This is a genomic window from Nocardia sp. NRRL S-836, from assembly GCF_001279525.1.
In the GTDB taxonomy this organism is placed as follows: Bacteria; Actinomycetota; Actinomycetes; order Mycobacteriales; family Pseudonocardiaceae; genus Lentzea.
On the sequence record NZ_LGDY01000001.1, the window covers coordinates 249884 to 276463 of the forward strand.

Sequence of the window (26580 nt, forward strand, 5' to 3'; positions counted from 1 at the left end):
CTGACTAGTGTCGGGCATACTCAGCTACCGCGCGGCCGCAGGAGGATCATGGTCGCCATGAGCGAGAACGCACCGCTGCCGGCCAGGGTGGACCTCGGCGAGCTCGACCGCCGGATCATCCGGTGGTGGCGGGACAACGACGTCTTCGCCCGCAGCGTCGAGCAGACCGCCCAGGGTCCCGCGTGGGTGTTCTACGAGGGGCCGCCGACCGCGAACGGCATGCCCGGCACCCACCACGTCGAGGCGCGCGTGTTCAAGGACGTCTTCCCGCGCTACCGCACGATGAAGGGCTACTCCGTGCCGCGCCGCGCCGGGTGGGACTGCCACGGCCTGCCGGTGGAGCTGGCGGTGGAGAAGGAGCTCGGCCTGGCCGGCAAGCCCGACATCGAGAAGATGGGCGTCGCCGCGTTCAACGAGCACTGCCGCGAGTCGGTGCTGCGCCACGTCGGCGCGTTCGAGCAGCTCACCGAGCGCATGGGCTACTGGATCGACCTCGCGCACCCGTACGAGACGATGTCGCCGGAGTACGTCGACAGCGTCTGGTGGTCGTTGCAGCGCATCCACGCCGACGGCCGGCTGGTCGAGGACTTCCGGGTCACGCCGTACTGCGCGAACGACCAGACCACGTTGTCGGACCACGAGTTGGCGCAGGGGTACGAGACCGTGACGGACCCGTCCGTCCACGTGCGGCTCCCCCTCGCCGAGCCGCTGCACGGGATCGACGGCGTCGAACTGCTGATCTGGACGACGACCCCGTGGACGCTCGTGTCCAACACCGCGGTGGCTGTGCACCCGGACGTCGTCTACTCGGTCGCGCGCACCGGCGACGGTGTGTTCGTGGTGGCCGAACCCCGGCTCGAAGCGGTGCTCGGCGCCGCCGAGGTGCTCGCCTCCGTGCGGGGTGAGGACCTGGCCGGACTGCGGTACGTGCGGCCGTTCGAGCTGGTCGAGATCCCGGACGCGCACCGGGTCGTGCTCGCCGGCTACGTGACGACGACCGACGGCACCGGCCTGGTGCACCAGGCGCCCGCGTTCGGCGCGGAGGACCTGGCCGTGGCGCGGGAGAACGGCCTGCCGCTGGTGAACCCGGTCGGCCGGGACGGGCGGTTCCTGGCGGAGGTGCCGCTGGTCGGCGGGGCGTTCTTCAAGGACGCCGACGCCGTGCTGGTCGAGGAGCTGCGGCGCACCGGCCGCCTGTTCCGCTACGAGGACTTCGAGCACCCCTACCCGCACTGCTGGCGCTGCCACACGCCGTTGATCTACTACGCGCAGCCGTCGTGGTACGTCCGCACGACCGAGGTGCGCGCGGAGCTGCTGCGGGAGAACGAGGCGACGAACTGGTTCCCCGAGCACATCAAGCACGGCCGCTACGGCGACTGGCTGGAGAACAACGTCGACTGGGCGCTGTCGCGGTCGCGGTACTGGGGCACGCCGCTGCCGTTGTGGCGGTGCGCCAACGGACACGTCACGGCGGTGGGCTCGCGGGCCGAGCTCGGCCGGCTCGCCGGAGCCGATCTGTCCACACTGGACCCGCACCGGCCGTTCGTCGACGCGATCACGTTCGCCTGCCCTGACTGCGGCGAGGTCGCGACCCGTGTACCCGAGGTGATCGACGCCTGGTACGACTCGGGGTCGATGCCGTTCGCCTCGCTCGGCTACCCGCACCTGCCGGGCAGCGTCGAGGCGTTCGAGGCCACCTACCCGGCGCAGTACATCTGCGAGGCGATCGACCAGACCCGCGGCTGGTTCTACACGCTGATGGCGGTCGGCACGCTGGTCTTCGGCCGGTCCGCCTACGAGAACGTCGTGTGCCTGGGCCACATCCTCGCCGAGGACGGCCGCAAGATGAGCAAGCACCTGGGCAACATCATCGAGCCGATCCCGTTGATGGACACCCACGGCGCGGACGCCCTGCGGTGGTTCATGGCCTGCTCGGGCTCACCGTGGTCGGCACGCCGCGTCGGCGCCGGGCCGCTGGACGAGATCGTGCGCAAGGTCCTGCTGACCTACTGGAACACCGCGTCGTTCTTCAGCCGCTACGCACACGGCGCGACGTGGACCGCGGGCACCGACCGCCCGGTGCTCGACCGCTGGGTCCTGTCGGAGCTGCACGCGCTCGTGGCCGCGGTCGACGCGAGCATGGAGACCTACGACACCGCGCAGGCCGGCCGGCTGCTCACCGCGTTCGTCGACGACCTCTCCAACTGGTACGTGCGCCGCTCACGCCAGCGGTTCTGGAACGGCGACAAGAACGCGCTCGCGACCCTGCACGAGTGCCTCGACGTGCTCACCCGGCTGCTGGCGCCGTTCATCCCCTTCATCACCGAGGAGGTCTGGCAGCGCGTCGTCCGGCCGGGCGACCCCACCGCGGCCGACTCCGTCCACCTGGCCACGTGGCCGGTCAGCGACGCGGACCGCGTCTCCCCCGCGCTGTCGGCGGAGGTCGCCGGCGCGCGGCTGCTCGCGGAACTGGGCCGGGCCGCCCGCAAGTCGGCGGGCCTGCGCATCCGCCTGCCGCTGCGCCGGGCGCTGGTCAGCGTCGCGCTGCCGCAGGAGCTGCTCGACGACATCGCCGACGAGCTCAACGTGCAGGAGCTGCTGCCGCTCGAAGCGGCGAGCGAGGTGGTCGACGTCGAGGTGCGGGCGAACTTCCGCGCCCTCGGCACGCGGTTCGGCAAGCGGACCCAGGAGGTGGCGACCGCGATCTCGGCCGCGGACCCGCGCGGCCTGGCCGAGGCCCTGCGCGGGTCCGGCACAGTCGACGTCACGTTGTCCGACGGGCCGGTGACGATCGAGCTGGAACACGTTCTGCTCACCGAGGCACCTCGCAGCGGCTGGGTCGTGGAGTCCCAGCAGGGCGTGACGATCGCGCTCGACACGGCGCTGACGCCGGAGCTGGAGGCGGAGGGGCTGGCCCGTGACGTCGTCCGGCTCGTGCAGCAGGCGCGCAGGGACGCCGGGTTCGACATCGCCGACCGCATCGCACTGACGTTGGCAGCACGGGACGACGTGCTGGCGGCGGTGCGGACGCATCGGGAGTTCGTCGAACGCGAGACCTCGGCCGCGTCCCTCTCCCTGATCGCCGGTGACGACGTGGAGGTGCGGGTGAGCCGGGTCTAGCACCGTCCTCGCGGTGCGGTGACTTGAAGTCCGGCAGACCCTGGACAATCAGCTGCCCACCAGCTCGTCTCGATTGCCCGCATGCGTACTGTCGACCTTTTCCCTGCGCGCGAACGCGCTGAGTTGTGCATGCCGGAATTCGCACGTGGGCGGGCTTCTGCTCGTCCTCTTGACTGACACACCTCGACAACCACGTCAGTTCACTGGTGAGTGGTCGTGAAGGACCGGTCTCCGCTTCTCGCGGGAACATTGCCGAACGTGTCGACGATGGTGAAGTCGCTTTGCCTGCCGCCACCGTTGTCGGGCGTCAGGCACCGAACCCGCAGGACGTGACGGTCGAGAGGGTCACCGGCCGATCCACCATCCGCGGCGCGAGTGCGCCGCCAGGTGTTCCACCGGCTTCGACCAGACGGGTCCGCGTCGCCGCCACGAGCGCCTCGTCGTCCTGCCGCGAGACCGCTGCCCTGGTCAACGCCGATCACACCGCCATGGGGCGTCTCCTTTCACGAACTCACCTGCCGAGCCCACATGCGAAATAGCGGCGAACGGGTCGTCGGTGTTACACGCTCCCGGTTGCGAACCCGTCACGAACACGACCGCCCGGCGAATGAGGACAAGCACCACCGGAAAGGCTCAGGAAGCGGGCGAAAAGTGGACATTTCATTGACAAAACGCGCATCGGGACTCACCCGCTCCGCCAGTGCCTCTAATCTGCTGCCCTGAACGGGAATCAGACCCGATGCAGGTCGCCCGTCGCAGCCATGGCGAAAGTGAATGTCCGCCCCAGGGAGAATCGTGCTGATACCGCAAAGGGGTCCGCTCGTCCTCCTGCTCGCGGTGCTCGCCACCGTGATGGTGCCTGCTCACGCCGCCGCGCAGGACGTCCCGAACCCACCGTGGCCGAAAGCGTGCCCGTTGAAGCTCGGGCTGCTCGTGGACCGCTCCGACTCGATGGGCGCTCGGTTCGACGACGTGCGCGAAGCCACCCGCAACGTGATCGACGCGTTGCGGGACAAGCGCTCCGAGATCACGGTGGTCGGTTTCGGCACGGTCGCCGGCTCGGTCGGGTCCGCTGTGGACGTGTCCGATGAGGACGCGAGGCGCCGGCTCAAGGACGACGTCGACGACCTGGAGACGGGTGGTGACGTGGGTGGTGCCACCAACTGGGAGGCCGCCCTGAGTGCCGTGCGTCCGCTCGACCTCGACGTCGTCGTGCTCATCACCGACGGTGTGCCCACCGTCCACGGCAATCCGCCGCAGCAGGACGGGGAACCGGCGCTCGCCGCGGCGAAGACCGCCGCCGACCAGCTCAAGTCGGCCGGCACACGGGTCGTCGCGGTCGGCATCGACCTGGCGGCCGGCGGCGAGGAGAACCTCGCGGCGGTGACCGGTCCGGTGGCCGGACAGGACCACTTCACGGGCGGCAACGCCAGTCTGCTGCGCCAGCTCTACGACATCGTCGCCGCCTCGTGCGGTGTCGCGGTCGCCGACCTGCCCACGCCGGAACCGGCCGTGTTCCCGTGGAAGGAGGTGCTGCTCGGCCTGCTCGCGCTACTGCTGCTGGTCGGCGTCATCGCCTTGGTGCGCAACCGGGGCCGCGTCAGGACCACACCGCACCCCGTCCGCAAGAGCGTTCCGGTCAAGACCAGCCCCGACCGCATCGGACATCAGGACCTCGTGCAGGACCTGCGCGGCCGCCCCCGGCAGGACCAGCCGGCACAGGACCACGCACCGCACGGCCCGACGGGATCTCACGACGGCGTGCAGAAGATGCCCGACCGGCAAGCCGAACCACCGCGGGAGAAACCGAGGCGGTCGATGTCGCTCGACTTCCTGTCGGACCCGTCCCACCCCGAGAAGAAGGACCAGCCATGACCAGCCGCCCCGTGCTCGGCATCGACCTGGGCACCACCTACTCCTGCGTCGCCGCGCTCGACGAGAACCAGCGGGTCAGCGTCCTGCAGAACCAGGAGGGCGACCTCACCACCCCGTCGGTCGTCTTCTTCGAACACTCCGGCAACGCCGTGGTCGGCAAGTTCGCCAAGAACGAGCTCAAGAACGAGCCGGCCAGGGTCGTGTCGCTGATCAAGCGGCACATGGGAGAGGAGGGCTACACCGTCGACATCGACGACAAGGCCCTCTACCCCCAACAGGTCTCGGCGATCATCCTGCGCCAGGTGGTGGAGGACGCGCTGGGCACGCTCGGCGCCGAGGTGCCCTCGGACGGCCCGCTCGCGGACGTGGTGATCACGGTGCCGGCCTACTTCGGCGCGGCCGAGCGGCAGGCGACCAGGGACGCGGGCGAGATGGCCGGTCTCGAGGTCCGGAGCATCATCAACGAACCGACGGCCGCCGCGATCGCCTACGGGCTCGTGTCCCCCGGCGCGCCGCGCACCGTCCTCGTCTACGACCTGGGTGGCGGCACGTTCGACGTGACGATCATCAAGGTCTCCCCCGACGAGATCCGCGTCGTCGCGACCGGTGGTGACCACGCCCTCGGCGGCGCCGACTGGGACACCCGGCTGGTGGACCTGATCTGCACGAAGTTCGGGGAGCAGCACGACGGCGCCGACCCGCGGCTCGACCTGGACGCCTCCGGCACGATCGAGCTGCTCGCCGAGGAGGCGAAGAAAGCCCTCAGCCGCCGCGACAGCTACCCGCTGACCGTCGTGGCCGACGGCAAGCGCGCGAAGATCGAGATCACCCGCAAGGAGTTCGAGGAGGCGACCGCCGACCTCGTCGGCAAGACGCTCGACTTCACCAAGGACGTGCTCGGTCACGCACGGGACAAGGGTGTCGACCGCGTCGACGAGCTGCTGCTGGTCGGCGGCATGTCGCACTCACCCGTCATCAAGGACCGCCTGGCCGCGGAGTTCCCCGAGCTGCCGACACCCCAGCTGACCGACCCGGACCAGATCGTGGCCAAGGGCGCCGCGTTGTTCGCGGCGAGCAACGTGGCCGAGACCGCGGGCGTGGACGGCACGACCAACGGCTCGGGCCCCGCGTACGGCCTGCCCGGCGGCGCCGCCATGCCGAAGATCGTGAACGTCACGTCGAAGGGCTACGGCATCGCCGTCGTCCGTGACCGCAACCGCCCGGAGGCAGGCCAGGTCGTCGCGTGGCTGATCAAGCCGAACGACGAGGTCCCGGCCACCCCGCAACGCACGTTCGGCACCACCTACGACGACCAGGACACCGTCGAGATCGCGGTCTACGAGTCCACGACGGACATGCTCAGCGAGGAGCTCGACGACAACCTCGAACTGGTGAAGGGCAGCCTCGTCGACCTGCCGCGCGGTCCGGCCGGCCAGCCGCTGGACGTGGCGTGCGCGCTCGGAGCCGACGGCATGCTGCACGTCACGGCGACCGCGACCAACGGCAGGGAGATCAAGCTCCAGGCGAAGATCAGCGGGCTGATCCCGGAGGAGGTCAAGCGGTCACCGCTGCCCGCGCTGCAGCGGTGACCCGGTGGTCGTTCGACGGCGCGCGATTCGTCGAGGAAGTACTCAAGCCCGTGCTGGACGGGTGGCGGCCGGACGAGGACCTGTTCCGGGTCTACCTGCTGCCTCCCGACGTCACCGATGACGCCGAGGTGCGAGCAGCGCTGGAGGAGATCGGGCGGCAGTTCGGCAAGCAGCAGTACCGCAACTTCCGCCGTGCGACGGAGCTCCTGCGGGGCCAGCACGAAGCGGCGTGCGCGACCCTGCTGGACCCGGTGTCGCGCCAGGAACACCGGGCGCGGGTCGCCGCGCGCGCGATCAAGCTCACCGATGCGGTGCGCCAGCGCTGCCAGGGTGCGCCTGGCCTGCCGCCCGGCGAGGTGACCGCGCTCGCGCGCAGTTTGAAGGTGGCACGCGGGGCGGTCGTCGGGGCGCTGTCGTCGGTCGGCGGGCGCGAGCTGGCACCGGCCGACCTGGGTGACACACCGGAACCCGCGGGGTGGGTCGAGGCACGGGGCCACCTCGCGCAACTGCGGCGCGGCTCGCTGTGGGACTACCTGACCGACCTGGGCGGTACCGCCACGACCGCGGCCCGGCTCTCGGCTCGCCGGGACAAGCTGCGGGTCTCCCGCTCGTCCGACACCACATCCGAAACGACGCTGCTGCGTCTCGTGCAGCAGTGGCTCGAAGGGGGCAACCTGACCGCGGTGCTGCGGTTCGAGCTGCTGAGCACGCTGGCCGATCACGCCGCGTACAGCTACGCCGAGGCGGCGAAGGCCGCTCACGCCGCTGCCCACCGGCTGGCACCGCTCGGTGTCGACGTCAAGCCCGACGCGGTCGCGTACGCCGTGTGGTGCGCCCGCCGCTTCACCGCGGCCGAGAGCCAGCCGGCCTGGCAGGAGCACTACCAGCACGCGGTGCGCGAGCTGCGGCTGCGCGCCGCGCTGACCGTGCTGGAACAGCAGCCGAACCTGCCGGAGGGCTGGCAGGAGCACCGCACGGCCCTCGCCGCCCGGCTGTCCGAGCTGGACGCCGAGCTGGCCAGGTGTGAGGCGCTGGAGGGCTCCGACCCGGAGGCGGCGGTGGCCGGGTACCTGCGCGTCCGCGAGCACCTCGCCGACAGCCGGATCGACGCGGCGGTACGCCGGTGCCGGCCCGCACCTCCGCGGTCGGCCACCGCACGCGTGCAGAACGGTGGCGTCGCCGTGTCGTGGTCGCGCAGCACCTCGACAGCCGGACACATCGGCTACCGGGTCACGCGAGGTACCACGGTGGTCTGCGACGAGACGACGGCATGCGAGTACGTCGACGACCAGGCACCGAACGGAACACGGCTGAAGTACTCGGTGCACACCCTGCGCGACGGCAACCCGTCGGCGGCACCGGCCCGCACGACAGCGGTCGTCGTCCTCGGTGAGGTGACCGGACTGGAGCTGCGCGGTGAACCCGACCGGATCACCGGGCGCTGGAAGCTACCGCGCGGCGCGAGTGGTGTGACCGTGACCCGCGACGGAAGCGCCGTGCGCGACGCAGGTGCCGAGTCGTTCAGCGACAACGCCGTCCGGCCAGGCCAGGTGCACGAGTACCTGGTGCGCACGCGGTACCGGCAGTCGGACGGAACCCAGGAGACGAGCGACGGCGTACGCGCGGCGGCGAGCTGCCAGGAGGTGCCGGTCGCCGTCACCGACCTCGTCGCCGAGTTCGAGGACGACGAGGTCGTGGCGCGGTGGACACCACCACCGCGCGGGAACGTCGAGCTGTTCGAGCTGCGTGACGGCGAGGAGCCACCTGCCCTCGACATCGTACCGGCGGCTCGGGCGCGCGACTGCGGAATCCCGTTGCGCCCGAGCGGGATCAGCACGTCAGGTCAGCTGCGTGCGCGGCCCGTCTCACCGGGACGGCGGCGGACGATCGTGCCGGTCACCGTCCTCGGGGACCTCGCCGCGATCGGAAAGCCGTGCGACCTCGACCCGAGGCAGAGCTCGGTCCGATCGCTGCGCGCCGACCGCTTCGGTTCGACCGTGCGGCTCACGTGGGAGTGGCCGGCGGGCGCGACCGGCGCGCGGATCGTGTGGAGGGCGGACGGAAAACCGCACGGTCCCACCGACACCGCGGCCGCCCACGTGGACATCACGCGGGTGGCGTACGACAGCCGCGGGCTTTCGGTCTCCATACCGCCCGGCGACTACTGGTTCGGCGTCTGCACAACGGTCACCAGCGACGGTGTGCGCAGCTTCGGTCCGCTGGTCCTGCGCAGGGAGTCAGCCACCGGGACGGCTCGGTACACGGTCGAGCCCGGTTCCCGCTTCCCGCGCAGGAAACCCCGGCTGGTGGTGGAGAGCGAGCACGACGTGCCGCCACTGGTGCTGCTGGCCAAGTCCGGGGTTCGGCCGATGGACTCGCACGACGGTGAGGTGCTGCTTCGCGTGACGGGTGGTCCGGCACCCCTCGCGGTGGAGTTCGACGTGCCGGGGCATCTGCGCAAACCCGTGGTGCTGCGGGCGTTCTCCGAGGACGACCGCGTGGTCCTCGTCCCGTCCAGACCCGACCGGCTCAGCCTGTGAGGTCCACTGTGAACTGTCCGTACTGCTGGACCGAGCACCGGCGCGGTGACCTGCACATCCGCTGCGGGGAGCGGTGCGAGCACAAGGGCGAGGCGTTCCCGGCGCGCAAGCTCAAGAAGGGCAGGTGTCCCCACGGGATGCCGGCCCAGACGGGCCGGAGGTGCCCGGCGTGCGGCAAGACGCTGGAGAGCGAGTACCTCGACAGCGGTGGCCGCAACATCGCCGTGATCGGCTCAGCCGACTCGGGCAAGAGCACCTGGGTCGGCGTGCTCGTGCACGAGCTGCAGCGGGGGCAGGTGAACGAGCGGTTCAGCGGCATGTCGCTCAGCCTGGTCGGCGACCGGTCGCGCGACCGCTACAGCCGGGACTTCGAGCAGCCGTTGTTCCAGGACAGCAGGACGGTCGACAGCACCCGCACCGCGCGGGTCCTGACGCCGGAGCCGCTCATCTTCAGCCTGCGGTTCAAGAAGGCCGGCCTGCTCGGGACCACCAGGGTCGACCCGGTCGTCACGGTCTTCTACGACACCGCCGGCGAGGACGTCGCCCGTGCGGAGTCGATGGACCTGCTGACCAGCTACCTCAACGCCGCCGAGGGCATCGTCCTGCTCCTCGACCCGGTGCAGATGCCGAAGATCAGGGCCATGGTCGGCACCACCGGCGAGAAGACCGAGTACACCGAGCAGCTGCACGTGGTCGACCGGCTCGGTGAACTGCTCAGAGAACGCCGCGGTGCGTCGGCGGGCGCGTTGCTGCGCACCCCGATCGCCATCGCGCTCACCAAGCTCGACCTGTTGCGCGACACCATCGACGCCCAGTCGCCGCTGCGCCAGCCGTCCCGGCACGACGGCCTCTACGACGAAGCGGACGGGCTCGACGTGCACGAGGAGATCCGCGGCTGGCTGGACCGGTGGTACGACCCGGCGTTCGACCGCACGGTCGGCACGACGTTCAAGCACTACCGGTACTTCGGGTTGTCGGCGCTCGGCGCGCCACCCGTCGACCGCAACCGGCTCGCGCCAGGTGGCGTGCACCCCTATCGGCTGGAGGAACCGATGCTGTGGCTGCTTTCCCGGTTCGGCGCGATCAAGGCTCGGGGGAAGCGATGACCGTCCGCCAGCTGCACTACACCTCCTGCGAGGACGGCACGGAGGGCATCCAGGGCTTCCAGGTGGCCGCGATCTCCGACGGCGCACCCAAACCGCTGGTGGACCTCGCCATCAGGACGAGTGCCTACGAAGCGGGACCGGAGCTCGTGGCTCGCATGGAGCGGGACACGCCGGACACCTTCCCCGTGGCGTTCGGCTACGCACCGTCCGGCCGGAGCGCGGTGTTGTTCCAGAGCCGGTACCTCGGCACCGACTTCACCGGCCGGACCGGCAACTACTTCGCGCACGCGCTGCTGTTCGACGACGTCGAACGGGAGCTCGGCGCGACGTTGCCGATCGAGCTGTGGCGCAGCCCGTTGTGGGTGCACCGGCGCTCGGACGGCCCAGGTCTGCCCGCGGTGACCACGCTGAGCCCCGGTTGCGCTGCCGACCTCGCCGCCACGCGGCGTTTCCTGACCACGGGCGGGCACCTCGCACGGCTCGGCCACCTGCTCGCCGAGCTCCAGGCTGTGCTCGCGGGCGGGCGCGGGCGGCTCGTGCTCGTCGTGCCCGGCGCCGAGGACGCGATGCGCTGGCTGGCCGCGGTGTGCCGTTCGCTACCACCGCAGATCGCCAAGCTGGTCTCGTTCATCACCTACACCTCGCGCCCGGAGGAGGCGGGTGTGCTGCTCGCCTGCACCACCCCGGACGTCCGGCTGCCCGCGTACGGCGACTTCACCGCCGTCGACCTGACCGGTGGTGCCCGGCCCGGCCCGGGAACCAGGTACTCGAGCGTGCTGACCCAGCTGTGGGAGGCGGGAGCCGCGGACGAGGCACTGGCGTTCGCCGCGCACGCCGATCCCGCGGTGCCCGCGGGCGAGCTGGAGCAGCTCGCCACGCTGCTGGAGTTCCAGTTCGACCTGCAGGTCACCACCCCGGTGGACGACACCCTGCTGGCGGCGCTGCACCTCGCCGTCGCGCGGCTGCCGCACCGGTTGTCCCCGCAGGCCTGGCAACGCGTCGCCGACCACGTGCAGGACCACGGCGGTCCGCACCGCCTCGACGGCTGGTCGGACGTCCTGCGGGCGGCGGCCCAGCAGGGCGAGCCCGTGCCCGCGACGCTCTACGGGACGTACTTCATCGCGGCGCTCGGCTCGACCCAGCAGGTGTGGCTGCCGAAGCTCGACGCGGCGGACCTGGAGGACGTCGCGGAGCACACGGTTGTTCCCGCTCTGTCCGGCAGGACAGTGGCGCAACGCCTGGGCGAACACCGGGAGCTGCGCGACGCGGTGGTCCGGGTGCTGGAACGCCGGCTCGCCGACCCGAGTGAGCTCCGCCGGCTCGCCACCTCCTTGTCGGAGCCGTCCGCGCAGGCACTGGCGTCCGGCGCGCGAGGCAGGTTGCTGCTGCTCACCGACCTGGTGCTGGCTCGTGGGCGGACGAAGGACCCGGTGCAGGTCCTGTCCAAGGCGGCCCGCCTGCCCGAGGCGGAGTGGCAGCACCTCGGCAGCGTCCTGTGGCCGGGCGATCTGCCGGCGGACGACTGCCTGCGGTTGCTGACCGCCGTGCCGGCACCGGTGCTCATCGGAGCGGGGCTTGCGCGGCGCGTCACCGAGACCGCGATCGCGCTCTCGGCGGGGTCGCACGTCGGCCCGGACACGCACAAGCTCATCGACGCGCTGCTGCGCTCACCGTTGGCCAACGACCTCCAACCGCGTGACCACGACGCACTGCACGCGGTCAGGCGGATCGCGCACTTCTCGGCCGCCACACCGGACCTGGCGTCGAGCGAGGCGGTGTCGGCGGGCCTGGCCACGGCGCGGCAGCTGCCCGGCGAGCTGCGCGAGCAGCTGACGGCGAGCATCGCGTCGTTCGTGTTGCGCGGCGATCCGTTGCTGCACCAGGAGCTCCTGGAGCTGGCGCTGAGCGAGCACGCGGCGCTGTTCCTGCCCGCCTACCAGGCCGCGGTGCGCGCCGATCTGGCCACCGCGCCACCACCGCGGGTGGCCGGCGTGATCGTCGGCTGGCGGCTGATCGACAACGCGGTGGTGCGCCGGCAGCTGGAGAACGACGTGCTCCCGGCCGCGCTGCGCCGCAGAAGGGGCCGGCAGCTCGACAAGATCGGCACCGCTCTGCGGCGGACGGGCGACCACCTCGGGGTGCCCGCTCCACGGGTGGGCTGGGAGAAGTGGTGGCAGAGCTGGCGGCTCACGCACGAGCGCCGGGGCCTGCTGAGGCTGCTCGGACTGCGGAGGCGTTGACCGTGTACGTGGTGCTGGCCATCGTGTTCCTCGTCGTCGCCTGCTCGGTCGGCCCGTACGTGCTCGGACTGGCCATCGTGGGCGCCGCCGCCGTCGCGTTCTTCGTCGGTGTGGTCGAGTACGTCACCGCGGCCACGGCCGGGTTCACCCCGACCGGCCCGATCGGCCACCTGGGGTGCGAGCCGCCCGAGGAGTCCGAGGACGGCCCCGACCCCGCCTACCGCAGCTACTACGCGGGTCCCGTTCTGCTCGACTACGGCAAGGTGCTGTCGCAGACGTTCGGCCAGATGTGGTCGAAGGTCGTCATGGGCAAGCGGCACGCGGAAACCGGGGTCGTGGTCCCCTCCGTCAACGACAAGGTGTGGAACTGGGTCAAGTACTCGACGATGCCGAAGCCGGTGATCGTGCCGATCGCCGCCGCGATCACCGTCGGCCTGGTCGTGGGCACGGTGGGGGCGATGCTGTTCGTCGGCGTCTCGTCGGTGCTCTTCCTGGCCTTGCTGGTCGTGCTCGTGGTGGTGGCGCTGCTCACCGCCGGTGGCTCCAGGCTGCTCGAACTGACGCTGCTCTTCCTGCGTGGCATCACCGTCGAATGCCCCACCTGCCACGACAAGGTGACTCGGCCGATCTACCGCTGCGGCAGCTGCAGCGCAGCGCACCGCAAGCTGGTGCCGGGTCTGACCGGGGTCCTGCACCGCACGTGCCGGTGCCACACCGTGCTGCCCACGTTGCTGATGCTCGGCAAGACGAAGCTCAGGGCGCAGTGCCCGGACTGCAGCGGGCAGCTGCCGTTGAAGGGCCTCGAAGCCCCGACGGTGCACATCCCGGTGATCGCGGGGCCCACCGCGGGCAAGTCGGTCTACATGCACAGCGCGATCTCGCGGCTCATGCTGCTGGGCAACGGGTTCGAGTTCGCCGACCAGCGGGCCAAGGACGACTTCGCGCTCAACCTGCAGCGCGGCTACCAGGACGACCCGAGCCGTTCGGTGAAGACGGTGCAGCTGCGCCCGCGTGCCTACAACGTCTACGTCGGCGCCGAAGGCAGCCGGGCACGGCGGCTGCTCTACCTCTACGACCCCGCCGGTGAGGTGGTGGAGCGGGCCGACCACCTCGCGGACACGCAGTTCCTCAAGTTCACCAAGGGCATCGTCTTCATCGTGGACCCGTTCTCCCTGCGCCAGGTCCGCTCCGAAACGTCCAGGGCGGTGCTGGGGCGGGTCCGCGCGTCCAACACGGCACCGAAGGACGTGCTTGAACGGTTTGTCGAGGCGATGCGGGAGAAGGGGGCGGCCAAGCGCGGCAACCGGATCACGATCCCCCTCGCGGTCGTGCTGACCAAGGCGGACGGGCTGCTCGACGCCGAGGGCGCCGCCCACCCGTACGCCGGTGCCGCGGAGGCCGGTTCGCACGACGATGCCGTGCGCGCCTGGCTCATCGCTGTCGGTCAGCGCGACCTGGTGGCGTCGCTGGACAACCACTTCTCCGCGGTGTCGTACTTCGTCGTCAGCTACCAGGACGCGCGCACGGTCGCCCCGCACGGCCAAGTCGTCAACGACGACCCGGCCGCACCGGTGATGTGGCTGCTGAACAGGAAGGCGCGCTGATGAACGGATCTGTTCCGCGCTCGATCACCAGCGGCAGGCGGGTGGCGATGGCGCTCCTCGTCCTCGCCATGATCGCCACCGCGCTGCTGGTGGTGTGGCTGGTCGCGCTCGACGTCACGGCGCCGGTGGTGGTGTGACCTTGTGCAGCACGACCTCGGCGAACCGCACGACCCGCCCGTCCGCGCGGAAGCCGGGCTTGCGGTACTGCGCGATGCGGCCGTCGAGCGCGCCGTCGTCGGTCGGCAGCGTGCCCACCGCGCGCTGCTCCTGGCGGTCGAACTCGGCGCCCACCTCGGCGTGGAAGCGCTCGAAGCCCTGGCGTTCGAGCACCAGCAAGACGTCTTCGACGACCTCGCCGCACAGCTTCGCGAGGTCGTCCCCGTCGGGCTGTTCGCGCAGCGATGCGCCACGACCACCCCAGTCGTCGGCCAGTTTCATCAGCTCGCGCAACGCGGGTTGGACGGATCGCTGCGATTCCGCGTTGCGCAGCCGTTCGTTCTCCGCGTGCAGGCGATCCAGCACGCCGTTGAGGAACTTCGCCTGTTCGTGCAGGCCGGCGAGTTCCGAACGCATCGCCGCCAGGACTTCTTCGAGGTTTTCTTCCACCACGGCAGAATAGGCATTTCGGATCATTTAATCAAGCCGAAAATGGTCTCGCAAAATTCGGGCGAGACCATTTCAACAATGTCCTAAAGCGCTGAATAACAGGTTTCACCAAGCCGCCGATTCGCAGCGGGTACGCCCCGGATCACCTCAGCCAGCACCGTCGAACGCGTCGAGCGACCGACCCCTGTACAACTGGAACGTGTTCTAGTTACGCTACAGCGCATGATCGCCACAGTGGTGTGGGGCACCGGGAACGTCGGCCGGGCAGCGATTCGGGCCGTGCAGGCTCATCCCGCGCTGGAACTGACCGCAGTCGTCGTGCACGACGCCGAGAAGGTGGGCCGGGACGCCGGAACACTCGCCGGGCTCGGCCACGAGCTCGGCGTCGCCGCGACCGACGACGTCGACGCGGTGCTGGCCGCGAGTCCGCGTGCCGTCGTCTACGCGGCGTCGGGTGACATCCGGCCCGCCGAGGCACTCGCCGACATCACCAGGGCGATCGGGGCGGGCGCCGTGGTGGTCACGCCGTCGCTGTACGCGCTGTACGACCACCGCAGCGCGCCGGCGGAGCTGCGCGACCCGGTGCTGAAAGCCATCGCCGACGGGGGTGGGTCGCTGTTCGTGTCCGGTGTGGACCCCGGCTGGGGCAACGACGTGCTGCCGTTGCTGATCAGCGGGCTGGGCAGCCGGATCGACGCGGTGCGCTGCCAGGAGATCTTCGACTACTCGACCTACGACCAGCCCGACGCGGTGCGGTGGCTGATCGGCATGGGGCAGCCGCTGGACTACCAGGCGCCGATGCTGATGCCGACGGTGCCGACCATGGTGTGGGGCGGGCAGATCCGGCTGATGGCGCGGGCGCTGGGGGTCGAGGTCGACGAGATTCGCGAGACCGTGGACCGGCGGGCGCTCGACGCGACCGTGACGACGCGGACCATGGGCGAGTTCGCGGCGGGGACGCAGGGTGCGATCCGGTTCGAGGTGCAGGGCGTCGTCGGCGGGGAGCCGTTGCTCGTGATCGAGCACGTGACGCGCATCCACGCGTCGTGCGCCACCGACTGGCCGATGCCGCCCTCCGGGGACGGCGCGCACAAGGTGATCATCGAGGGGCGGCCGCGGATCGAGGTGTCGGTCGAGGCCGACGACGAGGGCGAGAACCGGTCCGCCGGCGGCAACGCGACGGCGGTCGGGCGGCTGGTGAACGCCATCGACTGGCTGGTGGAGGCGGAACCGGGGCTCTACGACGCGCTGGACGTGCCGTTGCGGCCGGCGGTGGGCAAGCTCGGAAGGAGCACGCGATGAACATCGACATCCCCGAGGGCAAGGACCCCATCGCGTACGTGTGGGGCGAGATGGTGCCGGGGATCGGCACCGCCGCCGCGAACTTCTCGCTCGCCGTGTACCAGCACACCACGCTCGGGCTGCGCGAGTTCGAGGCCGCGCGGCTGCGGACGGCACAGATCAACGGGTGCCTGTTCTGCCTGGACTGGCGGACCGAGCGCGACGGGCAGAAGGTCGAGGAGGGGTTCCTCGACGCGGTGACCCAGTGGCGCACCACCGACGCCTTCGACGACCGCACCAGGCTGGCCGCGGAGTACGCCGAGCGGTACGCACTGGATCACCACGGTCTCGACGAGGACTTCTGGTCCCGCATGACCGCCGTGTACAGCCAGGTGGAGATCGTGGAGCTGACCATGAGCATCGGCGCGTGGCTGTCGTTCGGCCGCCTGAACCACGTGCTCGGGCTCGACGCCGTCTGCGTGCTGCCCAGCCGGCTCGGAACCTCTGCTTAGGAGGGTCAGAGGTCGGTGGCGATGATCTTCTCGATGTTGCGCTCGGCGAGGGCGGTGATCGTGACGAACGGGTTCACCACGGTGCTGCCGGGGATCAGCGAGCCGTCGATCACGTACAGGCCGGGGTAGCCCTGCAGGCGGCCGTAGCCGTCGGTGGCCCTGCCCAGGACCGCGCCACCGAGCGGGTGGTACGTCAGGTGGTCGCCCCAGATCTTGTACACGCCGAAGAGGTCGGTCCGGTAGATCGTCCCCTCCTTCGCGTTGATCTTGTCGAAGATGGTCTTGGCGGCGGTGATGGACCGCTCCTTCCACGCCGTCTGCCAGCTGAGGTCGACCCTGTTCGCGCCGGCGTTCCAGGAGAACTCGGCGCGGTGCGGGGTCTTGGTGATCGACAGGTAGAACGAGGCGTATGTCTCGATCCCGGTCGGTAGCGGCGCCACCTCGGCGAACGCTCCCCCGGCGGCCCAGTTGTCGATTCCGAGCGTGGGGATGGACGACTGCAGCGGGCCCGTCGGGTCCCACAGGTGGTTGGCGCGGCCGCACATGACGTTGCCGTTGTCGCCCCAGCCCTTGCCGACCTCGCCGTTCAGGTTCGGCAACGCGCCGGTGGCCTTCAGCTTCACCAGCAGCTTGCTGGTGCCCACGCTGCCGGCCGCGAAGAAGACCCTGGCCGCGGTCACGGACTTGGTGGCGATGACGTCGCCGGTGGTGTTGAGCTGCTCGATGGTCACCGCGTAGCCACCGGTCGCGGGCCGGACCGTCGCGACCCGGTGCAGCGGCGAGATGGTGACCCGGCCGGTGGCCCTGATCCTGGTGAGGTAGGTCTTCTGCAGGGACTTCTTGCCGTAGTTGTTGCCGTAGAGGATCTCTCCGGCCAGCGCCGACTTCGGAACGGCGCCGGCCGCCTCCTGCTCCATGTAGTCCCAGTCGTACACCGTCGGCACGAAGACGAACGGGAAGCCGCTGCGCTGGGCGTGCTTGCGGCCGACCCTGGCGTACTGGTAGCACGCCGTCGATTCGAACCAGGCCGGGTCGACGAGCCCGGCGCCGAGCTCGGCGTTGGCCCGCGGGTAGTAGGTGCCGTACATCTCGTCGGCGTTCACGCCGGGCAGGACGTCGCCGAACGTCTCGCGCCGGGGCGTGACGGCCATGCCGCCGTTGACGAGCGAACCACCGCCGACACCGCGGCCCTGGTAGACGGTGATGCCGCTGAACTCCTCGGCGTCGAGGATCCCGGTGTACCTCGGGATCTTCTTGTCGATCGGGAAGCCGAGGAAGTTGCTCAACGGCTGTTTCGTCTTGGTGCGCAACCAGAACGAGCGCTGGTCCGGAGTGGTCGTGTTGGCGAAGACCTTCCCGTCCGGGCCGGGCGTGTCCCACGCCATGCCCATCTCCACCATGTGGACGTCGACACCGGCCTGGGCGAGGCGCAGGGCCGCCACGCATCCGCCGTACCCGGTGCCGATGACGAGCGCCGGAACCGTTGCCGCGTCGGCGATCGAGGCCGCCGCGTGCGCCGCCGGGGCGAGGCCACCGAGCGCCACTCCGCCAATAATAGAACCTGTTCCAGTCAGGAACGAACGTCGAGAGGGACCCTTGAAACCGTTGTCACACGTCGATGTGTGGTCCATGTGATCATCCTCACTCTTGCCGCATGAGAACAAGTTATACCTGCGCTTGTGCGGCAAGTCACTACCTGCTAGTTCCGGTTCCCGGCGCACACGTGTGCGCTCACTGGGCTGAACGGGCGAAGGGTGCGAACATGTGTTCGTGAGTGCGACGCCCATCCTCCACGCCGACCTGGACGCGTTCTACGCCTCCGTCGAGCAGCGGGACGACCCCCGGCTGCGGGGCCGTCCGGTGATCGTGGGCGGCGGCGTGGTGCTGGCCGCGAGCTACGAGGCCAAGGCGTTCGGCGTCCGCACCGCGATGGGCGGCCGGCGGGCGTTGCGGCTCTGTCCACACGCGATCGTCGTGACACCGCGGATGTCGGCGTACTCGGCCGCGAGCAAGGCGGTGTTCGAGGTCTTCCGCACCACCACCCCGCTGGTCGAGGGCATCTCGATCGACGAGGCGTTCCTGGACGTGGGCGGACTGCACCGCATCGCGGGCCCGCCGGAGGCGATCGCCGCCCGGCTGCGCGCGGAGGTGCTCGCGCGGGTCGGCCTGCCGATCACGGTCGGGGTCGCGCGCACGAAGTTCCTCGCCAAGGTGGCGAGCGGTGTCGCCAAGCCGGACGGCCTGCTGGTGGTGCCGTCCGACCGGGAGCTGGAGTTCCTGCACCCGTTGCCGGTCGAGCGGCTGTGGGGCGTCGGCGATGTGACGGCGGCCAAGCTGCACGCGCTGGGGATCTCCACGGTCGGCGACATCGCGGCAGTGGGTGAGAACGCGCTGGTCGCGATGCTGGGCAAGTCGGCGGGACGGCACCTGCACGCGCTGGCGCACAACCACGACCCGCGCCCGGTGCGGGCGGGCAGGCGCCGCAGGTCGATCGGCTCGCAACGCGCGCTGGGCCGCAGGCCGCGCACACCGGACGACCTCGACGCCGTCCTGGCCTCGCTCGTCGACGGCGTGTCCCGGCGCCTGCGCACCGCCGCCCGCGCGTGCCGCACGGTCGTGCTCCGCCTGCGCTTCGCCGACTACACACGGGTGACCCGCTCGACCACACTGGCGCACCCGACCGCCGACACCGCGCTGCTGCTCACGGCGGCCCGGCAGCTGCTGACCACGGCGCTGCCGATGATCACCGAACGCGGCATCACGCTGCTGGGCGTCTCGCTGGCCAACCTGGGCGACGAGGACACGATCCAGCTCGTGCTGCCGTTCGACGAGTGCGAACCGGGTGCGCTGGACAGCGCGCTCGACCACGTGCGCGACCGGTTCGGCGGCAAGGCGGTGACCAGGGCGGCGCTGCTCGGCAGGGACACCGGGGTGTCGGTGCCGTTGCTGCCGGACTGAACCAGGGCCGGGCTCCGGTCCAGTCCGGCCCTCGACGCCGGCTGTCCGAGGTGCGCACGAAATGCCGGTCAGACCTTCACGCGGGCCTTCGTCGTCCACATCCGGAAGCCCGCCTTGAGGGCGTCGGTCTCCGACGTGAACGTCACGTCGCCCTTCATCCGCCGGTAGTACGGCGACTGGGGCGTGTGGTAGACCATCGTGCGCGAGTTCCCCTTGACCGGCAACGACTCCTGCTCGGCGGGCACCGTCACGACCGGCTCCTCCGGCACCTCGACCACCTGCTGCCGCACGATCGGCTTCTCCGGCGCGGTGCGGGGCGCGGGCAGGGCGAGGCGGGTCTTCGGGGACTCGGCGTGGCCGCGCCTGCGCGCCGCCAGCCAGGTCAGCAGCGACCCGGCCGCGAACGACACCAGGCACAGCGCGAACATCTGCGAGAACAACCAGAGCACGGGATCTCCTAGCGGACTACGACGTCGACCTGGCGGGTGACCGGGTCGTATTCGCCCTGAGGGGCGGGACGGGTCTCGATGGCGATCAGCGCGGGCGCCACGCCCTGGCCCACGAGCACGTCGCGGACCATCTGGCCGCGCGTCGTCGCCATCGCGGGATCGGTGCCGTGGGACACCAGTGTGATCGACGCGCGCGGTGCGACCAGGAGCATGCGGCCGACGCGTTGGACGAGCACCGGTCCGTGCCCCTCCCACGCCGTCGTGCCCTGCACGAACCGGATCGCGCCGTTGCCGTTGACCAGACGGTTGATCGAGTCGTGCAACGCCTCGACGTTCAGGTCGCCGGTCGTGGCGGACGAGCCGACCTCGATGCGGTCGGTGAGCTTCAGGCCGTTGACGGCCTCGCGGACGGCGGTGCGGACGGCGTTCGCGCGTTCCTCGTCCGGCACGCGGGCGGCGACGGCGACGTGTCCGCTGTGGACGGTCGTGGTCACCTCGGTCACCCTGGCCGACATCGCGGCCGTCACCAGCCGGCCGATCACGACGGGCGGGATCGGCAGCGTGCCGCCCAGCCGCAACGCGGCGGTCACCCGGTGGTCGGCCGACTGCACCGCGTCGAGCAGCGCGCGCCGTTCCGCGTCGTCGGACACCGCGCCCGACACCAGGACCTCCGTGCCGCGCACCGCCAGGAGCAGCTGTTCCGGCTCGGCCAGGCGCACCTCGGCGGAGGCGACACCGGTCACGTCGGCGGCCACGGCCCGCACGGCGTCGGCCGAGCGCGGGGCCACCTCGCTCACCACCACCGACCGGCCGGTCACCGAGACGACGCCGTGGTAGCCGGCCCTGTCCAGCGCCGAGCGCACGTCGGCGTCCAGCTCCCGCTCGACGCCCCCGCCGTAGGCGAACACACCGGAGGCGGCCAGCAGCGCGGGCACCAACAGCCCGCCGATCCACACCGCGTGAGGCAAGCGCACGCGGAGGACTTACCGGACCGCGCGACCGAAAAGCCAATCCCTGCCACCGTTCGGGCGGAACTGCACCCGGTCAGGTGACGGAAACGGCCGGTTTCACCGGGCGCGCGGCAAGGCGGCTCGGATGCGCTTCCGGTCGCGATCCGCCCCGCCGATCGTCCACTGTGGCGTGATCACTGCGGGGAAGCTGCCCGCCCGCAACGGCGAACGCCGAAGCAGGTCAACCGCCGTTGCTCGGCTGGGCGGCGGCGAGCAGGCTCAGTGCGGCGGCGCGGGATGCGGAGCCGGGTGGTGGGAGCGCCGCCGGGGTTCCGGTGGTGCCGGCGGGGGCGACCAAGGGCAGCGGCTCGTCCCGGAGGTGGTGGACCCGCGGGCCGGGCGTGTGCCGCGACCAGCGCGGCGTCGAGGTCGTTTGCGGCGAGTGCGGCGAGCTGGTCAGCTGAAGCGTGATGCCGGGATGTGCGGTGCGGACGGCGGGACCCTGCTCCCGGGCTTGATCGACGCGTCCGTCGACCACGTACGCCCCGTTCCCCGCCGTGACCGGCCCCGGCGACGCCGAGCGGTTCGTCGCGGACCGTGCTCCACGTGGGGTCCTGATCGGACCCAGCTCCTCATGTCGTCGTTGCCGCACAACGGTTCTGCCCACGTCGCGCCCGGCCGCACGTCAACGGCGCGAAATCACGGCTGTGAACGTTCACAGCCGTGGTCTTCCCTGTGGCGGAAGCGGCGACTACGGTGGCCGATCATCGGCTCCCACGCCGGGTGGGGCCGCATCGGAACGGGGGTTCTGATGAGCGTGGACGAACTCGGCGACGCACTGCGGTACGGGCCGTTCCACCGCGCTCTGCGCGTGGCGATCGACCGCCGGGGCCTGTCGTTGTCCCGGTTGCGCGCGCACCTCGCCCGGCTCGACCTGCCGGTCGCGGAGTCGACGCTGAGCTACTGGCAGCGGGGCATGCGGCACCCGGACGGGCCGCGCGCGTTCGCGGTGATCCGCGGGCTGGAGACGGTGCTGGGCCTGGCCCCCGACTCGTTGGCGACCCTGGTGGGTCCGCGCGAGCAGCCGCGCCGGGTGACGGCGACGACGTTCGTGGAGCTGTCGCCGCTCGGCCCCACCACGACCGAGCTGCTGGCGAGCCTGCTGGACGACCCCGGCAGCTGCAACGCGGGCGTGGAGGTCGCGCTCACCCAGGAACGCGTCGTGCTCGGCCACCGCGGCCAGCAGCAGGACGTGACGACCAGGATCGTGCTCACCGCGAGGAAACCCGGCGTGACCCGGTACCTGGGCATCTACCACGGTGACGACAACTGCGACATCAGCACGGCCAGCGTCGTCGGAGGCGACGGGTGCCGCATCGGCCGGGTGCGCCGGGCGGACCGCTCGATGGTGTTCGAGCTGCTGTTCGACCGCAGCCTCGACCAGGACGAGACCGCCGTCGTCAGCTACACGGTCAACGACGGTTCCGGCACCCCATGTCCCGGCTACACGCGGATGTTCCGCGACGGGGCGGGCCCGTACCTGCTCCAGGTGGCGATGACCGCGCAAGCCCTGCCCAGCAGGTGTTCCCGCGTGCTGGGCACCAGGGAGCACCAGCCACCGGTCGAGGCCACCGAGCTCATCTGCGACCGGGCGCTGGTCGCGAGCGCGTACTTTCCCGTGACCAACCGCGGTGTCGCGGGCATCGCGCTGGAGTGGTGCTAGGCCGCTGCCCGGAAACGTTCACAACCACCTGCCTGCGCGGCACGTGCCGGGTGTGAACGGTCGCAGGCGCGCGCCACCTGTCTTGTGCGGGTCACGGCCCGTGGCCATTGTTCGGCTGTGCCCGGAGATCACCGGGAAAAGCCAGCACGATGACCACGAAAGGAGGGCCCGTGAGCACCCTGCGTTCACGAGCTCTTGCCGCGGCAGCGGTGGTCGCGGCGGGATGGCTGCTCGTGCAGCCGGTCGCCGCCGCCGACGTCTCCGCCGCCGGCCGGCTGAACTTCACCATGCAGGCCCAGCAACAGACCCAGTGGTGCTGGGCGGCGGCCGGCACCAGCATCGCCGTCTACCACGGCACGTCGGTCACCCAGACGCGGTTCTGCCAGCTCGCCCACGACGAGTCGGGCACCAGCTGCCGCAACAGCCAGGGCGACCTCGGTGAGGTCCGCGAGGCGTTCGCCGACCTCGGCTACTCCTCGCCCGGCAACTACCTCTCGGGCACGATCGGGTTCTCCTCGGTGCAGAGCCAGATCAACCTCCAGCAGCCGATCGAGACCCGCATCCTGTGGTCCTCGGGCGGCGGCCACATGCACGCCGTCTACGGCTACGAGGTCGACAGCGCCAACCGCCAGTGGGTCGACTGGGCCGACCCGTGGGGCAGCAACACCCGCTACAACCGCTCCACCTACAGCAGCTACCGCTCGAACTCCTCGTTCACCTGGACGCACACGCTGACGGGCATCAACCGGTGAGGACGGTCATGAACACTCGCACCCTCGCGGTCGCCGCGGCGCTGTCGGCCGCCGTGCTCCTGTCCGCCGGCCCGCTCGCCCACGCGGACGAGCCGGTGTCGGCCGCCGACCTCCGGGCCGCCAGGGCCGCGGCCACCGCACAGTCCACTGTGGACGCGGTGACCGACTTCCTCGGCGACCTCCGCGCCCGTGACGGCCAGAACCTCGGCGCCACGTCGGTCACCGTCCAGGACGGTGTGGTCCCGGTCTACACGCTGGCACCGGAGTTCGTCTCCGGCGCTCAGGGCGCGCAACCGGGCCGGCTCGCCTACCTGGCCGTGCCCGCGACCAGCGGCGACGGCCGGACCTCGACCATCCAGACGGTGCGCGGCCGTGACGGCCGGTGGGAGGTCGGCAACCTGGCGTCCGGCGACCAGGAGTTCCGGCTCGCCGCGAACCTCCCCACCGGCGCGACCCTGCTGCACGAACCGCAGGTCAACGCCTGGTACGCCGGCAAGGGCGGCGAGCTGACCGTCCTCGACCCCGGCGGCAGCGGCCGGGCGGCGGGCGAACGGCTCACGGTCGCCGACTACCAGCGGGCCGTGCACCAGGCGTACGGCGACAAGCAGCGTGGTTCCGACTACGCGGCCAAGGGCATGGCCGGCGGGTACGCGGCGCAGCCGGACAGCGGTGTGCCGGTCCTGCCGCTGGCCGGGCTCGCAGCGCTGGCGTTGCTGGGCTCGGTGACGTTCGTCGTGCGGTCGCTGCGGCGCGGCTGAGCGCCGGAGGGTGATCCGCCCGGCGTGGTGGCGGAGGGCGGGGTGTCGCGGTGTCGTTCTGCCACCGCGGCACCCCGCACCGCATGCGGACGAGCCGGGTTCCAACCCGAGACCCTGCGCGCGCTACCGGCTCGAACGGGACCGGCGCATCAGGCCGGACGGGAGTGGGCAGTACCAGCGGAACACCGCCGGCCGTCCCCGGTCCGCTGGCTCGTCCGGCGACACGACGCACCGCTGGAGCAGCTCAACCGCCGTTGGGCGCCTGGGCGGCGGCGAGCAGGCTCAGTGCGGCGGCACGGGGTGCGGAGTCGGGTAGCGCGAGCGCCGCGGGGACGTGGATCGGCGGATCGGGCTCGACCAGGGCGACGGCGGTGAGGTCCGGCGGTGCGAGGCCGGCGGGGAGCACGGTCCAGCACTCGCCGGAGGCGACGGGTCCGGCGAGGAGGTCTTGCACCCGCGTCAGAACCGGTCCGGTGCGTGGCGTGAACCCGGCCGCGCGGCACGCGGCGGTGAGCAGGTCGTGGACGCCGGGGTTGGCCGCACGGGCGGGTCGGGCCAGCGGCAGGTCGGCGAGCGCCGCCAGGGTTCCGGTGGTGCCGGCGGGGACGGCCAGGAGCAGCGGCTCGTCCCAGAGGTGGTGGGCCCGCACGCCGGGCGTGTCCGGTGGTGCCGCGACGAACGCGGCGTCGAGGTCGTTGGCGGCGAGTGCGGCGAGCTGGTCGGTCGTCGAGGCGGAGCTGGTCAGCCGGAGCGTGATGCCGGGGTGTGCGGTGCGGACGGCGGCGAGGGCGGCTTCGACGCGAGGGGTGAAGACGAGGCTGCTGCCGATGCGCAGGAGGCCGGTGTCGCCGGCGGCGATGTCGGCGGCCGCGGCCACCGCGCGGTCGACGGCGCGAAGCGCGCGGCGTGCGTGGGTGAGGAACGCGTGGCCGTCCGGGGTGAGGCGGGCGCGGCGGTGGGACCGGTCGAACAGGGTCAGGCCGAGCTCGCGTTCCAGGCGCGCGACCTGCTTGCTCACGGCGGGCTGGACGATGTGCAATGCCTCCGCCGCCCGGCCGAAGTGCTCGTGGTCGGCGACGGTGACGAAGTAGCGCAGCTGCCGGATCTCCACGGCCACCCCCTCGGATCGATTCCGGACGGTGATTGTTCCAGTGCCGGGCCGGTCGTTGATCGGCCCGGGCGGACCGGGTGGACTGGACGCCGGTCCGGAGAGGCGTGGTGAGGGCATGGCGACGACGGTCGTGAACGCGAGGGTGTTCGACGGGACGGAGGTGCGGGACTGGACCTCTGTCCGGTTCGCGGACGAGGTGATCACCGGGTGCTCGGCGGCGCCGCTCGCCCGTGACGGCGACGAGGTGGTGGACGCGGGCGGCGGGACCCTGCTCCCGGGCTTGATCGACGCGCACGTGCACCTCGTCCCCGGCGCGCTCGCCCAGTCGTTGACCTTCGGCGTCACCACCGTGCTCGACATGTTCAGCAAACCGGACCAGGTGGCCGAGGCCAGGGCCCAGGCGACCACCCGGCGGGACGTGGCCGACGTGCGTTCCTCGGGGATCGGTGCCACCGCGCCCGGCGGGCACCCGTCGATCATGTACGCCCCGTTCCCCGCGGTGACGGGCCCCGGCGACGCCGAGCGGTTCGTCGCGGACCGGGTCGCGGAGGGTGCCGACCACCTCAAGGTGTTCGCCGGTGTCGCGGGCCTCTGGCCGTCGCTCGACTCCGCGACCATCGCCGCGCTGGTGACGGCCGCGCACGCCCGTGGCCTGGTCGTCGTCGCGCACGTGAGCTCGGTGGCCGGTCTCGCGCAGGTCGTGGCCGCCGGTGCCGACGTCGTGGCGCACGTGCCCGTGGACGCGGACCTGGACCGGGCCCTGGTCGAACGCATCGCCGCCGCAGGGATCGCGGTCGGTCCGACGCTGGCGACCGCCGAGAACACCCTCGGTGAGCCGGGTGGCGCCGCGGTGGCAGCGGATCCGCGGCTCGCCGCGCCGCTCGGGGACGGCTGGCTGCGCCGGTTGACCTCGGGTGCGCCGGTGCCGCGCGGCCGGGCGCTGCCGCCCTACTCGCGGGCCGAGGACAACGTGCGGCGGCTCGCCGAAGCGGGGGTCACCCTGCTGGCGGGCACCGACGCCCCGAACCCCGGCACCGTGTTCGGGGCGAGCCTGCACCGGGAGCTGGAGCTGCTCGTCCGGTGCGGTGTCAGCCCCGCAGCGGCACTGACCGCCGCCACGGCCGCACCGGCACGGGTGTTCGGCCTCGCCGACCGGGGACGGATCGCGGCCGGGTTGCGCGCGGACCTGGTGCTCGTCTCCGGTGATCCGCTGGCCGACGTCACCGCGACGCGCGCGATCGAGCGGATCTGGCGTGCCGGAACGGTTTGCGATCGGCGCGCGTTCGTCGCGAGCGCCGCCGAGGCCGAGCAGCTCGCCGCCTTCGACGCCCAGGTCGCCAGGGCCGTGGCGGCGGTGCGCGAACGGCGCCGGTTTCCGCGGGCGTGATCGCGCGCTCGGTCGCCGG

22 protein-coding genes are annotated in these 26580 nt (G+C 71.5%); 15 read left to right on the top strand and 7 right to left on the bottom strand.

Features of this window, described 5'->3' with window-relative positions; all coding sequences use genetic code 11:
* Window positions 1-57 precede the first annotated feature (57 nt).
* The gene (gene ileS, locus ADL03_RS01305; RefSeq protein ID WP_053731623.1) at window positions 58-3120 is read left to right on the top strand and encodes an isoleucine--tRNA ligase; all 3063 of its coding nucleotides are present in this window, start codon (window positions 58-60) and stop codon (window positions 3118-3120) included.
* Between the two features lie 307 nt (window positions 3121-3427).
* On the opposite strand, the gene ADL03_RS46495 is transcribed toward ileS, so the two are convergent.
* Window positions 3428-3592: a hypothetical protein gene (locus tag ADL03_RS46495; protein WP_157527764.1), complete on the bottom strand. Its 165-nt coding sequence runs from the start codon at window positions 3590-3592 to the stop codon at window positions 3428-3430.
* Window positions 3593-3915: 323 nt separating this feature from the next.
* Between ADL03_RS46495 and ADL03_RS01310 the strand changes: the two genes are divergently transcribed.
* The 7 genes from ADL03_RS01310 to ADL03_RS46500 are packed head-to-tail and all read left to right on the top strand — an operon-like array spanning window position 3916 to window position 14211.
* Window positions 3916-4995: a vWA domain-containing protein gene (locus ADL03_RS01310; RefSeq protein WP_197287973.1), complete on the top strand. Its 1080-nt coding sequence runs from the start codon at window positions 3916-3918 to the stop codon at window positions 4993-4995.
* The gene (locus tag ADL03_RS01315) at window positions 4992-6584 is read left to right on the top strand and encodes an Hsp70 family protein (RefSeq protein ID WP_053731461.1); all 1593 of its coding nucleotides are present in this window, start codon (window positions 4992-4994) and stop codon (window positions 6582-6584) included. Before ADL03_RS01310 ends, ADL03_RS01315 begins: the two co-directional genes overlap by 4 nt.
* Window positions 6581-9124, top strand: coding sequence for a hypothetical protein (locus tag ADL03_RS01320; protein WP_053731462.1), 2544 nt, complete (start codon window positions 6581-6583; stop codon window positions 9122-9124). The genes ADL03_RS01315 and ADL03_RS01320 overlap by 4 nt, the downstream gene beginning before the upstream one ends.
* Window positions 9125-9132: 8 nt before the next feature.
* Window positions 9133-10230, top strand: a complete 1098-nt coding sequence (locus ADL03_RS01325) for a hypothetical protein (protein ID WP_053731463.1) — start codon at window positions 9133-9135, stop codon at window positions 10228-10230.
* Window positions 10227-12470 carry a GTPase-associated protein 1-related protein gene (locus ADL03_RS01330; protein ID WP_053731464.1) on the top strand — a complete coding sequence of 748 codons (2244 nt, stop codon included), beginning with the start codon at window positions 10227-10229 and terminating at the stop codon, window positions 12468-12470. The genes ADL03_RS01325 and ADL03_RS01330 overlap by 4 nt, the downstream gene beginning before the upstream one ends.
* A gap of 2 nt (window positions 12471-12472) precedes the next feature.
* Window positions 12473-14074, top strand: coding sequence for a hypothetical protein (locus tag ADL03_RS01335; protein ID WP_053731465.1), 1602 nt, complete (start codon window positions 12473-12475; stop codon window positions 14072-14074).
* Window positions 14074-14211: a hypothetical protein gene (locus tag ADL03_RS46500; protein WP_157527770.1), complete on the top strand. Its 138-nt coding sequence runs from the start codon at window positions 14074-14076 to the stop codon at window positions 14209-14211. Before ADL03_RS01335 ends, ADL03_RS46500 begins: the two co-directional genes overlap by 1 nt.
* On the opposite strand, the gene ADL03_RS01340 is transcribed toward ADL03_RS46500, so the two are convergent.
* On the bottom strand, window positions 14189-14707 hold the full coding sequence (locus tag ADL03_RS01340) for a nucleotide exchange factor GrpE (protein WP_082372779.1): 519 nt from the start codon (window positions 14705-14707) through the stop codon (window positions 14189-14191). The genes ADL03_RS46500 and ADL03_RS01340 overlap by 23 nt on opposite strands.
* A 195-nt stretch (window positions 14708-14902) precedes the next feature.
* Between ADL03_RS01340 and ADL03_RS01345 the strand changes: the two genes are divergently transcribed.
* Complete coding sequence (locus tag ADL03_RS01345; RefSeq protein ID WP_053731467.1) at window positions 14903-15982, top strand: dihydrodipicolinate reductase; 1080 nt, start codon at window positions 14903-14905, stop codon at window positions 15980-15982.
* On the top strand, window positions 15979-16473 hold the full coding sequence (locus ADL03_RS01350; RefSeq protein WP_053731468.1) for a carboxymuconolactone decarboxylase family protein: 495 nt from the start codon (window positions 15979-15981) through the stop codon (window positions 16471-16473). Before ADL03_RS01345 ends, ADL03_RS01350 begins: the two co-directional genes overlap by 4 nt.
* A gap of 5 nt (window positions 16474-16478) precedes the next feature.
* On the opposite strand, the gene ADL03_RS01355 is transcribed toward ADL03_RS01350, so the two are convergent.
* Window positions 16479-18017: a GMC oxidoreductase gene (locus tag ADL03_RS01355; protein ID WP_369808913.1), complete on the bottom strand. Its 1539-nt coding sequence runs from the start codon at window positions 18015-18017 to the stop codon at window positions 16479-16481.
* Between the two features lie 220 nt (window positions 18018-18237).
* On the opposite strand from ADL03_RS01355, the gene dinB reads away from it, so the two are divergent.
* The gene (gene dinB / locus ADL03_RS01360; RefSeq protein WP_053731469.1) at window positions 18238-19431 is read left to right on the top strand and encodes a DNA polymerase IV; all 1194 of its coding nucleotides are present in this window, start codon (window positions 18238-18240) and stop codon (window positions 19429-19431) included.
* Window positions 19432-19499: 68 nt separating this feature from the next.
* Here dinB and ADL03_RS01365 read toward each other — a convergent pair whose 3' ends face one another.
* From ADL03_RS01365 to ADL03_RS01375, 3 genes are all read right to left on the bottom strand, one after another.
* Window positions 19500-19880, bottom strand: coding sequence for a hypothetical protein (locus tag ADL03_RS01365; protein ID WP_053731470.1), 381 nt, complete (start codon window positions 19878-19880; stop codon window positions 19500-19502).
* Window positions 19881-19888: 8 nt separating this feature from the next.
* Window positions 19889-20854: a hypothetical protein gene (locus tag ADL03_RS01370; RefSeq protein ID WP_157527773.1), complete on the bottom strand. Its 966-nt coding sequence runs from the start codon at window positions 20852-20854 to the stop codon at window positions 19889-19891.
* A gap of 217 nt (window positions 20855-21071) precedes the next feature.
* Entirely contained in the window at window positions 21072-21368 is a 297-nt protein-coding gene (locus ADL03_RS01375) for a hypothetical protein (protein ID WP_053731472.1), read from the bottom strand.
* A gap of 273 nt (window positions 21369-21641) precedes the next feature.
* On the opposite strand from ADL03_RS01375, the gene ADL03_RS01380 reads away from it, so the two are divergent.
* From ADL03_RS01380 to ADL03_RS01390, 3 genes are all read left to right on the top strand, one after another.
* A complete protein-coding gene (locus tag ADL03_RS01380; RefSeq protein ID WP_063798427.1) occupies window positions 21642-22553 on the top strand; it encodes a hypothetical protein in 912 nt (303 codons plus the stop codon).
* Window positions 22554-22723: 170 nt separating this feature from the next.
* Window positions 22724-23305 carry a papain-like cysteine protease family protein gene (locus ADL03_RS01385; protein WP_231641344.1) on the top strand — a complete coding sequence of 194 codons (582 nt, stop codon included), beginning with the start codon at window positions 22724-22726 and terminating at the stop codon, window positions 23303-23305.
* 8 nt (window positions 23306-23313) lie between these two features.
* Complete coding sequence (locus tag ADL03_RS01390; protein ID WP_053731474.1) at window positions 23314-24063, top strand: hypothetical protein; 750 nt, start codon at window positions 23314-23316, stop codon at window positions 24061-24063.
* 244 nt (window positions 24064-24307) lie between these two features.
* Here ADL03_RS01390 and ADL03_RS01395 read toward each other — a convergent pair whose 3' ends face one another.
* On the bottom strand, window positions 24308-25174 hold the full coding sequence (locus ADL03_RS01395; protein WP_053731626.1) for a LysR family transcriptional regulator: 867 nt from the start codon (window positions 25172-25174) through the stop codon (window positions 24308-24310).
* Between the two features lie 115 nt (window positions 25175-25289).
* Here ADL03_RS01395 and ADL03_RS01400 point away from each other — a divergent pair, with 115 nt between their 5' ends.
* Window positions 25290-26561: an amidohydrolase family protein gene (locus tag ADL03_RS01400; protein WP_053731627.1), complete on the top strand. Its 1272-nt coding sequence runs from the start codon at window positions 25290-25292 to the stop codon at window positions 26559-26561.
* Window positions 26562-26580: the final 19 nt, after the last annotated feature.